This window comes from Celeribacter halophilus, assembly GCF_018860305.1.
Classification (GTDB): domain Bacteria; phylum Pseudomonadota; class Alphaproteobacteria; order Rhodobacterales; family Rhodobacteraceae; genus Celeribacter; species Celeribacter halophilus_A.
The window spans coordinates 64,692-77,676 of the sequence record NZ_JAHKPE010000021.1 but is presented as its reverse complement, the minus strand read 5'-3'; the positions used below and the strand labels follow the sequence as shown (position 1 = coordinate 77,676).

Genomic DNA, 12,985 nt, shown 5'->3' with positions numbered 1-12,985 from the left:
TCGGGCGTGACAATCGCATGTCGCAAAGCGAAGGGGCCAAAATGCCGGAATTGCCAGAAGTCGAGACGGTTCGTCGCGGGTTGGAACCTTCGATGACGGGACAGAAGATCCTGCGCGCCGATGTGAACCGGCCTGATTTGCGCTGGCCGTTTCCCGAACGGATGGCGGAACGGCTGACCGGAGCCACGGTTTTGCAGTTGCGGCGGCGCTCGAAATACATCCTTGCCGATCTCGACAGCGCGGAGACGCTTTTGATTCATCTTGGTATGTCGGGGCGGATGACTGTGTCCGGCGATCCGCTCGGGCAGTTTGTGCACGAGCATCCGGCACAGGGGAAGCACGATCATGTGGTATTTCACATGAACAATGGCGCGCGTATCACGTTTAACGACCCGCGGCGTTTCGGCGCGATGGATCTTATGGCAACGGGTGCGGAGGGAACGCATCCGCTTCTGGCCAAGCTGGGGCCCGAGCCCTTGGGCAACAGTTTCAGCGAAGACCATCTGATTGCCGCGCTCAAGGGCAAGAACAGTCCGATCAAATCGGCGCTTCTGGACCAGCATATCGTTGCGGGATTGGGCAATATCTACGTCTGCGAAGTGCTGTTTCGGGCGGGGATTCATCCGGCGCGCAAAGCTTCTCGAATCTCTGACGCGCGGATTGCCGCACTTGTCCCGATCATTCGCGAGGTGTTGCTGGAGGCGATTGACGCGGGCGGGTCTTCGCTCAAGGATTTCCGGCAGGCTGACGGTGAGCTTGGCTATTTCCAGCATAATTTCCGTGTTTACGGTCGCGAGGGGCAGCCCTGTGTGACGCCGGATTGTGCATCCGGGATCAAAAGAATCACGCAATCGGGGCGTTCCAGCTTCTTTTGTCCGAGCTGTCAAAGATGACTTGATCCGTTCGGGTCAGATGTTAGGACTCCCCCGCATAGACCAGAACCGGAGGGCGATATGGCCTACAAAACGCTTCTTATCGAGACCAAGGACAATGTCGAATTGATCCGGCTGAACCGGCCGGAGGCGCTCAACGCGCTCAATTCCGAATTGCTCTCGGAGCTGGCGGATGCGCTGTCTAAGGCGGATCTTGATCCGAAAGTCCGCGCCATTGTGATCACCGGATCGGAGAAAGCCTTTGCCGCTGGCGCCGATATCAAGGAAATGTCGGAGAAATCCTATGCAGATCTGGCGGCGGAGAGGTTGTTTGCGGATGATGCCGACCGGATCACGGCCACCCGCAAGCCTGTGATTGCGGCTGTGGCGGGGTATGCGCTGGGCGGTGGTTGCGAGCTGGCGATGATGTGCGATTTCATCCTTGCTGCGGATAATGCGAAATTCGGGCAGCCGGAAATCAACCTTGGCATCATTCCCGGTATTGGCGGGACACAGCGCCTGACCCGTTTCGTCGGGAAGTCCAAGGCGATGGAAATGATTCTGACCGGACGGTTCATGGAGGCCGAGGAAGCCGAGCGTGCGGGCCTTGTTTCACGCATTGTTCCGGCCAAAAAGCTGGTCGAGGAAGCGGTATCTGTCGCGGACAAGATCGCAGAGAAAAGTGCGATTTCCGTGGCGGCTGCGAAAGAGGCGGTGAATCGCTCCTACGAGATGACACTGGCCGAGGGGGTGCGCTTTGAGCGCGCGAGTTTCCAGGGCCTGTTTGCGACGGAAGACCAGAAAGAAGGCATGGCGGCCTTTGCGGAAAAACGCGAGCCGCAGTTCCGCGACAAGTGATCGGGCGCGGATAAGTGAAATACAGGCTTTCCTTTCGGGTGATTCTCGCCTAAAGGAACGCCTTACATGCGCGTGGAGCCCGCTTTAGGCTATGATAATCCTCCCCGAAAGGGTGGCGAGGCCGTTCGCGCAATCGAAATTGTAACACGACCTCGAAGAGGAATAGATCATGGCTAATTCGCCCCAGTCCAAAAAACGCGCCCGTCAGGCCGTCCGTCGCACAGACGTCAACAAAGCCCGTCGCTCCCGTATCCGCACCTACCTGCGCAAAGTTGAAGAAGCGATTGCATCTGGCGATCAGGCCGCAGCGAAAGCCGCTCTGCAAGCTGCTCAGCCGGAACTGATGCGCGGTGTGACCAAAGGTGTGGTTCACAAGAACACAGCATCCCGCAAGGTTTCCCGTCTTGCTGCGCGCGTGAAAGCTCTCGGCTGATCGCAACGCATTGATGCCAAGATGAAAACGCGCCTGAGGGCGCGTTTTTTGTGCGTATTGCCTTATAAATACGTCCTATTTATTGCGCAGGTGCAGCGAATCTTTCGAGAGAAACGCGGCTAGCAAATCCGGCGCTGTTAGCGCAATTCCCCTGACCGAAAAAATATTCGATGCCCGCTCGAATGAGGCAAAACCGCCACGTTGAACGGCTCGTTATTGAGGAATCTGGATTCGGTTTTCGTAAAGACAGAGTCAAGCGCGAAGATAGATTGCGACTCTGCTCGACAGGTTGCTAGCTTGTCCATGCGATTCACGTCGTCTTGGGGGGACATTCAGAATCGTGTCGTTCAAATTCTTGGATCTTGAGAAGGTGCGCTGCCGTATCTTCGATCCGGGAAATTCAATGGCACGTCCCTGAGGTCATATTTCGGATAGGGGTATCCGGATTATGGCTGTCCGTGCCTGATCATGCTTTCAAAGCAAATGACCAGCCGGTCTGTCCGCAAAAACCCGTGTCGTCGTTGTGGAGCCTGTGCGCCGAAGAGTGAGGTCTTGGTGCTGTGACAGGTTTTGAACGGGACACGAATTATGGGAGCCGGTGTCGGCAACACGCGACTTGTGAGGGTGTCGCGTGGCCGATGGTCTTTTCCGTCCCGTAGACTCAAGACGATTCGAAACGCACGAGCCGTGATCTTTGCGGGCAACCGCAGAGGTCCGACGCTTACTCCGACGCTTACAAAGCGTTGGTTACATAAAAACGATAACGAATATCGATAATGGGTCGAAAAAAGAAAATGAAAAACGATACGTGGGGACGTGTTAAGCAGCAACTTCTTGAAAGCGTGGGCCGCAATAACTACGCAAACTGGATCGAGCCGCTCGAACTCAAAACAGTAGATAATGGCGTGGCGGTGTTCTCCGTGCCGACAAGTTTTATGGCGAACTGGGTCTCTCGTAACTTTTCAGATACGATCCTGCTTCACCTCAAAGCCGCAAATGAATCTGCGTCTCGCGTAGAATTCAAAGTCGAGCCGCATCAGGCGGGGGCATCCGCAGCGGCTCCAACGGCGAAACCGGCGGTCAAATCCGGTGAACCCGCACAAGCTGCCGCACCAAGCCCGGAGCCCCGCGCCGATGAGCTGCCCGGTGCGCCGCTCGATTCGCGTTTTACATTTGATAATTTCGTCGTCGGGAAGCCGAACGAACTGGCCCATGCTGCTGCGCGCCGCGTGGCCGAGGGCGGCCCCGTGACCTTTAACCCTTTGTTCCTCTATGGCGGCGTTGGCCTTGGTAAGACCCACCTCATGCACGCCATCGCCCATGAAATCCGTGAACGCGACCCCGAGCTTCGGGTTCTCTACCTCTCTGCCGAACAGTTCATGTACCGCTTTGTTCAGGCGTTGCGTGATCGTCAGATGATTGATTTCAAACAGATTTTCCGTTCTGTCGATGTTCTCATGGTGGATGATGTCCAGTTCATCGCTGGTAAGGATTCGACGCAGGAAGAGTTTTTCCACACGTTCAACGCGCTGGTGGACCAGAACAAACAGATCATTATTTCGGCAGATCGTGCGCCGGGGGAAATCGTCGGCCTCGAAGACCGGATCAAGTCGCGTCTGCAATGTGGTCTTGTGGTGGACCTGCATCCGACGGATTACGAATTGCGTCTGGGTGTTTTGCAAACCAAGGCGGAAAGCTATCGCAACCAATATCCGGGGCTGAAATTCGCGGATGGCGTGCTGGAGTTCCTTGCTCACCGCATTTCGACCAACGTGCGCGTTCTGGAAGGCGCCTTGATGCGGCTCTTTGCCTTTGCCTCTCTGGTCGGTCGTGAGATTGATCTGGATCTGACGCAGGAGTGCCTTGCCGATATTCTCAAGGCATCCGAGCGCAAGGTCACTGTCGAGGAAATCCAGCGCAAAGTTTCTGAGCATTACGCCATTCGCCTGTCCGACATGATTGGTCCGAAACGTGTGCGCTCTATCGCCCGCCCGCGTCAGGTCGCCATGTATCTTGCGAAACACATGACAACCCGCTCCCTGCCGGAGATCGGTCGCCGGTTTGGCGGACGTGATCACACCACGGTCATGCACGGGGTGAAGCGGATTGAGGAGCTGAAAGGGACAGACAGCCAGATCGCGGATGATCTGGAAATGTTGCGCCGGACGCTTGAAGCCTGATCCGTTTGATGGAAGTTGAGTCCAAATCGCTGCACTGCCACGACAAATGTCTCGTGGTGTGCGGCCTTCTCTTGACGATCCCGACTGTTATCCACACAGTCTGTGCAAACAAACTATTGCGCCCGGCGTTGGATCGTTTACCTTCAACGCCCCGGCTCATGAGACATACGAGGGTGGTATGAAAATCAGCATCGAACGCGGCACGCTTTTGAAAGCCGTCGGTCAGGCGCAATCTGTTGTCGAGCGCCGGAACACCATTCCGATCTTGGCCAATGTTCTGATCGAGGCTGAGGGGGACACGGTGTCCTTCCGCGCAACCGATCTCGACATCGAGGTCGTGGACAAATGTGCGGCGATGGTCGAACGCGCCGGAGCAACAACGGTGTCCGCCGTCACGCTCCACGAGATTGTCCGCAAACTGCCCGACGGGGCGATGGTCCAGCTCACCGATGATGGCGCAAACGGGCGCCTGACGGTTGAGGCAGGGCGGTCGAACTTCTCTCTCGCGACTTTGCCGAAAGAAGACTTCCCCGTGATGGCCTCTGCCGAATACGAGAGCAATTTTGCGGTCCCTGCGCCGGTTCTTCGCCGTCTTTTCGATAAATCGAAATTTGCCATCTCGACCGAGGAAACCCGTTACTATCTGAACGGCGTTTATATGCATGTGGCGGATAGCGAAAACGGCAAGGCGCTTCGTTGTGTGGCAACCGATGGCCACCGCCTTGCGCGCATTGATGCCGAACTGCCGCCGGAAGCGGCCGATATGCCGGGTGTGATTGTGCCGCGTAAAACCGTGGGCGAGCTGCGCAAACTTCTGGACGATGACGATATGACCATCGCGGTTTCTGTGTCTGAGGCCAAGATCCGCTTTGCAACGCCGGAAATCACCCTGACTTCCAAGGTCATCGACGGAACCTTCCCTGATTACACCCGCGTGATTCCTGTCGGAAACACCCGCAAGCTGGAAGTGGATGCGTCCGATTTTGCCAAGGCTGTGGACCGTGTGGCCACCGTGTCTTCGGAACGCTCGCGTGCGGTGAAGCTGACGCTGGACGAAGACAAGCTGACTCTGTCCGTGAATGCGCCCGATAGTGGGGCCGCCGAAGAAGAACTGGCGGTTGCCTATAATGACGAACGTCTGGAAATTGGCTTTAACGCCAAATACCTGCTGGAAATCGCGTCTCAGGTTGACCGCGAGAACGCGGTGTTCCTGTTCAACTCTTCGGGTGATCCGACCCTGATGCGTGAAGGCAATGATACATCCGCTGTCTATGTCGTCATGCCGATGCGCGTGTGAGTATTTTCGCAGCAAAGGAAACGAGTGAGGCGCGATGGGCGGCCTGTTCATAGAAGAGCTGAGCCTGTCGCACTTCCGCTCCCATAGGGCCGCGCGTCTAGAATTGGACGGGCGGCCTGTCGCCATTTGGGGTGCCAATGGTGCGGGCAAGACCAATATTCTCGAAGCTGTTTCTCTTTTGTCTCCGGGGCGTGGTCTCAGGCGGGCCGCTCCGGATGAGATCGCCCGCAAGCCTGAGGGCGTGGGCTGGAAGGTGCGCGCTGATCTTCATTCCCTGCATCAGTTTCATGAGTTGGAGACCTGGGCCGAGCCCGGAAGCTCCCGCTCCGTGCGTATTGATGGCAAGGCGGCAGCGCAGGTGGCGCTTGGACGGATTGCGCGGGTTGTCTGGCTTATTCCGGCGATGGACCGGCTCTGGATCGAAGCGCCGGAAGGGCGGCGGCGGTTTCTTGACCGTATGGTGATGTCGTTCGAGCCGCGCCATGCCGAGGTGGTTCTGGCTTATGAAAAGGCCATGCGTGAACGCAACCGGCTGCTCAAGGATATGGTGCGCGATGCCCATTGGTATGGTGCGCTGGAGGCGCAGATGGCAGAGCACGGGGCGGCGATCATGGCCAATCGCCTGTCGACGCTAGAGAGAATTGCACAAGCGCAAGAAGGCGCGGAGACGGCGTTCCCGACGGCGGCGCTCTCGTTGAAAGCCTCCGACGGCATGGTGTTCCCCGAGACGCAGGAAGCGCTATTGTCGGCGTTTCGGGATGGGCGGCCGCGTGATCTTGCGGCGGGGCGGACCTTGGTCGGGCCGCATCGCGCGGATTTGGAAGGGGTCTACACGGCCAAAGGCGTGACTGCAGACCAGTGTTCGACGGGAGAGCAAAAGGCGCTTCTGATTTCGCTGATCCTCGCCAATGGCCGTGCCTTGGCCGAAGATTTCGGCGCGGCTCCGATCTTTTTGCTCGACGAGGTGGCGGCGCATCTTGACGCGAACCGTCGCGCCGCGCTTTACGACGAGATCTGTGCTCTGGGGGCGCAGGCTTTCATGACGGGCACAGGGCCTGAACTGTTTGCAGAACTGGGAACGCGAGCGGCGACGTTCGAGGTGACGGAAGAGAGCGGAAGCTCCATTGTGAAGGAACGGGTATGACAGTCACTTATAGCGATCTGGGTCTCTATGCCTTTGCGCTTTTGATCCTGTTTCTGACGCCCGGTCCCGTGTGGCTTGCGATGCTCGCGCGGTCTCTGTCAGGCGGTTTCAAGGCTGCGTGGCCCTTGGCGCTTGGCGTTGTGGTTGGCGATGTGCTGTGGTCCTTGTTGGCCATTCTGGGTGTCTCCTGGATCGTGTCGGAGTTCGAGGGCTTTCTCACTGTGTTGCGCTGGGTCGCTGTGGGGATGTTCCTTGTCATGGGCGCGCTCCTGATCCGTCATGCAGACAAGCAAATCGCAGCCGACAGCCGCCTCACCCGCCCCGGTATGTGGGCGGGCTTTGTCGCAGGGTTGGTGGTGATCCTGAGCAACCCGAAAGCGATCCTGTTTTACATGGGCTTCCTGCCGGGCTTCTTTGATCTTTCCGGACTGCGCCTCCCCGATATCGTCGCAATCTGCGGAATTTCCGCTGTGGTGCCCTTGGTCGGAAACCTTATTCTCGGCGCTTCTATCGGGGCGGTGCGTAAAATTATGACGGCCCCGAAGGCGCTGCGCCGGATGAATATTTCCGCCGGATGCCTGTTGATATTTGTCGCGCTGATCCTGCCGTTTGTGTGAGCGGAACCGACAGCGGTTTTCCCCGCTTTTTCCATGTCATTTGCGTGACATTCCCTGCTGGCTCGCGTATAAATTAGGCAAGCAAGAATAGGGAAAACCGCATGACCGACACGCCGCAGCAGTCCACCGAATATGGCGCAGATTCTATCAAGGTTCTCAAAGGCTTGGAAGCTGTCCGCAAACGCCCCGGTATGTATATCGGGGACACGGATGACGGGTCTGGCTTGCACCACATGGTCTACGAGGTCGTGGACAACGGGATTGACGAGGCTCTCGCGGGCCACGCCGATTTCGTTCAGGTGATTATTCACAAAGACAGCTCCGTTTCCGTGCGCGATAACGGGCGGGGCATTCCGACTGACATGCACCACGAAGAAGGGGTTTCGGCCGCCGAAGTCATCATGACCCAGCTTCACGCCGGTGGTAAATTCGACAGCAACTCCTACAAGGTTTCTGGCGGTCTGCACGGTGTGGGTGTGTCCGTGGTGAACGCGCTGTCCGAGTGGCTGGAACTCAAGGTCTGGCGCAATGGCAAGATCCACAAAGCCAAGTTCGTCAAAGGCGAGACGGCCGAGCATCTCGAAGTGATCGGTGACGCCGGTGATGAAACAGGGACCGAGGTTCGCTTCCTCGCATCGGCCAAAACCTCCGATCCGGAAGGCACCTTCTCCAACCTCGAATACTCCTTCGAGACGCTGGAAAAACGTCTGCGCGAACTGGCGTTTCTGAACTCCGGCGTGCGGATCATTCTCGAAGATCACCGCCCTGCGGAGCCGATTAAAACCGAGCTGTATTACGATGGCGGTGTGAAGGAATTTGTAAAATACCTTGATCGTCATAAAACGGCGATGATGCCCGAACCCATTTTCGTCACCGGTGAGCGTGACGATATCGGGGTTGAAGTCGCGATGTGGTGGAATGACAGCTACCATGAAAACGTCCTGCCGTTTACCAACAACATTCCGCAGCGCGATGGCGGCACGCACCTTGCGGGTTTCCGTGGCGCATTGACGCGGACGCTGACGAAATATGCGCAGGAAAGCGGGATTGCGAAAAAGGAAAAGGTGAGCTTCACAGGGGATGATGCCCGTGAAGGTCTGACCTGCGTCCTGTCTGTCAAAGTGCCCGATCCGAAATTCTCGTCCCAAACCAAAGACAAACTGGTATCTTCCGAGGTCCGGCCTGCGGTCGAAAACCTTGTGAGTGAAAAGCTCACGGAATGGATGGACGAGAACCCGAACGAGGCGAGGATGATCGTCTCCAAGATTGTCGAGGCTGCACACGCCCGTGAAGCCGCCCGCAAGGCGCGGGAGTTGACGCGGCGCAAATCGGCGCTGGATGTGAACTTCCTGTCCGGCAAGCTCAAGGATTGTTCGGAAAAGGATCCGAGCAAGACCGAAGTCTTCCTCGTCGAGGGTGATTCCGCTGGTGGCTCCGCACAAACGGGGCGGGACCGTCAGACGCAGGCCATTTTGCCGCTCAAAGGTAAAATCCTCAACGTGGAACGTGCCCGTTTTGACCGGATGCTCGGCTCGCAAGAGATCGGCAACCTTGTCATGGCGCTGGGCACGGGGATCGGGCGCGATGAGTTCAATCTCGACAAGCTGCGTTACCACAAGATCGTCATCATGACCGATGCTGACGTTGACGGTGCGCACATCCGGACGCTTTTGCTCACCTTCTTCTTCCGTCAGATGCCGGAGTTGATCGAGGCGGGGCACCTCTTTATCGCCCAGCCGCCGCTCTACAAGGTCGCGCGTGGCAAGTCCGAGGTCTATCTCAAGGATCAGGCCGCGATGGAGGATTACCTGATCCAGCAAGGGGTTGAGGGCGCTGTGCTGCGGCTGAAATCCGGCGAGGAAATTGCCGGTGCGGATCTCGCCCGCGTGGTTGAGGGGGCGCGTAGCTTCAAACGGATTCTCGAAGCCTTCCCGACCCATTACCCGCGTCACATTCTGGAACAGGCCGCCTTGGCCGGAGCGTTCGAGCCGGGTCGGGTTGATGCCGATCTCACGGGCACGGCCGATGCCGTGGCGAAACGTCTCGATCTGATTGCTTTGGAATATGAGCGCGGATGGACCGGACGTCCGACTCAGGATGTCGGTATTCGCCTCACCCGCGTGTTGCGCGGTGTCGAAGAGGTGCGGACACTTGATGGTGCGATCCTGCGTGGCGGCGAAGCCCGTCGGATCAATCAGGAAGTGCAGGCCACGGAAGGGCGCTATACGGACCCGTCGAAACTTGTGCGCAAGGATCGGGAAACCGCGATCTACGGACCGATCGACCTGTTGAACGCCATTCTTGAAGAGGGCGAAAAAGGTCTTTCGATCCAGCGGTATAAAGGTCTCGGGGAGATGAACCCCGAACAGCTTTGGGAAACCACACTGGACCCCGATGCCCGCACGCTTTTGCAGGTGAAAATCGAGGATTTCGTCGAAGCCGACGACATTTTCACCAAGCTGATGGGCGATGTCGTGGAACCGCGTCGAGAATTTATTCAGGACAACGCGCTGAACGTTGAAAATCTGGATGCGTAAGCCTGTCGGGCGTATGGGGGAGGTTCTCCATGCGCCCGAACGGGATCGGGTTGTCTTTATGAAACCCTAATATATTTCGGGCAATTGTCTTTAAAACATTTTAAAAACAATTACATAGTCCAAAATATCGCCACATTTCCACCTCTAAATCCAGTCGATAAATGTGCCACGCTCCATTTCGGGTAATGGAGTGGGGCAAAAATGGCATTGTTCATTGGACAGGAGCACATCAGCGGCAATCTGGATGTATGGGATGCGACCGTCCCTTATCTCGTGACGCAAGGTTCAGAGCATGACACGCGGGTGACGGTCTATAGCGGGGCGAGCAGCAGCTATCAGACATACAGGTCTGTAGGCGGGCAGCTTGTCGAATTCGAGGTCGGAAATGCGACGCTGAATTGGGTCGGGCTGACGCTCAACGGGGAAAGCTATCTGCTGCCGGACTATGTGATGGCCGCATTGGAAGGTCAGAGCGGGGCACAAGGCGCGTCTATGCTGACTAGCTATTCCGCCCTCAGCGGTCAGGAGAAAGACCGAATCCAGCTTCTTCCGGTGACAATCGGAAATACCGATCTGGTGATCGCCATCACGCCGGAGATGTCGGGTCTGTCCGTGCAGAAAGCGGGCGAGGACGGCTATGAGGAAATCAACTATGTCGCGGACAGTTCCACGCTGTTCCTGTCAAACCCGACGGCAGTGGCCACGCTTCATCTCGCAGGGAATTGCTATCTGGCAGTTGCCTCCGCCACAGAAGGCGCAGTCTCGGTTTTCCGAATTCATGAGGACGGAGCGCTTGATTTTGTAACACAGGAAGATGTGGACATCGGCATCGCAACGCCAAATGTCCTGACAACGCTCACTATGCCCGACGACAGGGCCTATGTGTTGTTGGGCGGCTATGGGTCGGGAACGATCACGGTCTATGAGATGGATGCGAATGGCACCCTGTCGGTGACCGATCACATTCTGGACGATCTCACCACACGGTTCGGCGGCATTAGTGTCCTGAAATCTATCGTGGTTGGAGAGAATGCCTATGTCATTGCGGGCGGAAATGATGGGGGCTTGTCGCTTTTCACCCTTCTCCCTGACGGAAACCTCGTCTTTCTTGAGCAGGTTGTGGATAGCGATTCGCTGGGGCTTATGAACCTCAACGCCTTGGACGTGCGGGCAAAAGGGAACCTGATCGAGATATTTGTCACATCATCTCACGAAGCGGGGCTGACACAGCTCACCGTTGACCCGTCCGCGAGACCGATTGTCCTTGGCACTGATGGTAATGACGCCCTGCAAGGCACCAACGGTTCGGATATTATTTATGATGCAGGTGGTGAGGATAGATTGACGGGCGGCGCGGGGGCGGATTGGTTCGTGATGACGCCGGACGGGGTACCGGATCGAATCGTAGACTTTGAACTCGGTGTGGACCTGATTGATCTCTCTCTCTGGGTGGGTCTCTATACCACAGACCAGCTTGAGTTTCGCTATACATCTACCGGCATGGAACTGAGCTACGGCACGGAAACCCTCGTGGTTGAAACCCATGACGGGTATGGATTGACCCCGCTGGATATCGAGAAGGAAAAGATTTTCAACATCCCCTTTTGGGAAGCGGACGAACTCACTCCGGTTACTACCGTGGATCGGGGAGAACCTGACGAGGAGGAGGCGGATGAGAGTAAGGGCACCGATAGTCCCGACACGCTCATAGGCACGCCCGGTCAGGATGTCTTGGAAGGCTTCGCCGGAGACGACCACATAGAAGGCCGTGGCGCAAATGACCTCATCTATGGCGGAGATGGCAATGACTATATCTCCGGCGGGAATAGTGTGGATGTCATTTATGGCGGCGCCGGAGATGACGTGATCTATGGCAACACCGGCTTTGATGAAATCTACGGTGGTGACGGGGATGATTATATCAGCGGCGGTGATGCAGGTGACAGGCTGTATGGCGGGGACGGTGATGATGAAATCATTGGCCTGTCCGGTCTGGATTTCATCGACGGTGGTGCAGGAGAGGATGAACTCTACGGCAGTCAGGGGCGGGACACGATTTCAGGCGGGGATGGCAATGACTGGATAAGCGGAGGAAGCGCCGCCGACCAACTCTATGGCGGGGACGGTGATGACGTAATTTACGGCAACGAAGGCATAGACAGCATCTTTGGCGGCTTCGGCGATGACTATATTGCAGGTGGCTCGGGGGGAGATGTGATCTATGGCGAAGAGGGCGATGATGAGATCGTCGGCAATATGGGGCTTGATCAACTCTACGGCGGCGCGGGTGACGACACCCTGCGCGGCAGCACCGGGGATGACGAACTCTACGGAGGCACGGGCGCAGACCGTCTCTACGGTGGCAATGGCGCGGATATCCTGTCAGGAGGTGAGGGGGATGATGTGCTGATCGGCGGCAGTCATGCCGACACTTTTGTGTTTGAGGAAGGCTTTGGCGCCGATAAAATTCGTGATTTCGAAAGCATCGACATTCTCTCTCTGAGCTCGGAATTGACCGATGGGCGTACGGATGTGTCCTCCATTTTAAGGACGTTCGGAGAGGTGACAGAAGACGGCTATCTGCTGGATTTCGGACATGGCGACTCCATTCTTTTGCAGGGAGTCGAACACATGTCTCAAATTGAAAATATGTTGATATTTTAAGGGGGTAAGGCCCAGCTTAGGGGCGCTTTACGCGCTTTCACTCCGCGGTTCGCCTCCCATGAGGAAGGCGAATCAGCGCGCAAATATCTTTGGAGTCTGGTCTATGGAGACAGGTGCTAGGCCTCGTTTTCCATATCTTCGACCATCTTGCGTGCCCGTGGGCATTTCAGGCGTTCACGCAGAGGGCTGTCGGGGTCGATTTCCTTGTTGCAGACAAGGCAATGGTCGGCGTCGGAGATCGCGTTCAACCCACCGCAGCTTCCTTTGATCGTTCGCCCGCTGAACATGACGCCAAGCGCCATACCGGCCATTACAATCAAAAGAATCCCGAAGGTAAGAATGAACGTCGACATGAATCGACTCCCAGAAGTTTAAGTAACCCG

10 protein-coding genes are annotated in these 12,985 nt (G+C 56.8%); 9 read left to right on the top strand and 1 reads right to left on the bottom strand.

All coding sequences use genetic code 11. From position 1 onward, the window contains the following. The first annotated feature begins 41 nt into the window (after positions 1-41). From mutM to KO492_RS07800, 9 genes are all read left to right on the top strand, one after another. Complete coding sequence (gene mutM / locus KO492_RS07840) at positions 42-893, top strand: bifunctional DNA-formamidopyrimidine glycosylase/DNA-(apurinic or apyrimidinic site) lyase (protein ID WP_216044602.1); 852 nt, start codon at positions 42-44, stop codon at positions 891-893. Between the two features lie 60 nt (positions 894-953). Then, positions 954-1,730, top strand: coding sequence for an enoyl-CoA hydratase (locus KO492_RS07835; protein WP_216044451.1), 777 nt, complete (start codon positions 954-956; stop codon positions 1,728-1,730). A 169-nt stretch (positions 1,731-1,899) separates the two neighbouring features. Further along, entirely contained in the window at positions 1,900-2,163 is a 264-nt protein-coding gene (rpsT, locus tag KO492_RS07830) for a 30S ribosomal protein S20 (protein ID WP_066601111.1), read from the top strand. A 794-nt stretch (positions 2,164-2,957) separates the two neighbouring features. Continuing rightward, entirely contained in the window at positions 2,958-4,343 is a 1,386-nt protein-coding gene (gene dnaA, locus KO492_RS07825) for a chromosomal replication initiator protein DnaA (RefSeq protein ID WP_216044450.1), read from the top strand. Positions 4,344-4,521: 178 nt separating this feature from the next. Beyond that, positions 4,522-5,640 (top strand): DNA polymerase III subunit beta, encoded by a 1,119-nt coding sequence (gene dnaN / locus KO492_RS07820; protein WP_216044449.1) that lies wholly within the window; start codon positions 4,522-4,524, stop codon positions 5,638-5,640. 34 nt (positions 5,641-5,674) lie between these two features. Beyond that, a complete protein-coding gene (gene recF / locus KO492_RS07815) occupies positions 5,675-6,784 on the top strand; it encodes a DNA replication/repair protein RecF (protein WP_216044448.1) in 1,110 nt (369 codons plus the stop codon). After that, complete coding sequence (locus tag KO492_RS07810; RefSeq protein WP_066601117.1) at positions 6,781-7,401, top strand: LysE family translocator; 621 nt, start codon at positions 6,781-6,783, stop codon at positions 7,399-7,401. Before recF ends, KO492_RS07810 begins: the two co-directional genes overlap by 4 nt. A gap of 101 nt (positions 7,402-7,502) precedes the next feature. Next, complete coding sequence (gene gyrB, locus KO492_RS07805; protein ID WP_216044447.1) at positions 7,503-9,938, top strand: DNA topoisomerase (ATP-hydrolyzing) subunit B; 2,436 nt, start codon at positions 7,503-7,505, stop codon at positions 9,936-9,938. 201 nt (positions 9,939-10,139) lie between these two features. Next, complete coding sequence (locus tag KO492_RS07800; protein WP_216044446.1) at positions 10,140-12,602, top strand: beta-propeller fold lactonase family protein; 2,463 nt, start codon at positions 10,140-10,142, stop codon at positions 12,600-12,602. Positions 12,603-12,718: 116 nt separating this feature from the next. Here the strand turns inward: KO492_RS07800 and nqrM are convergent, their stop codons facing one another. Then, entirely contained in the window at positions 12,719-12,955 is a 237-nt protein-coding gene (gene nqrM, locus KO492_RS07795; protein WP_216044445.1) for a (Na+)-NQR maturation NqrM, read from the bottom strand. Positions 12,956-12,985 lie beyond the last annotated feature (30 nt).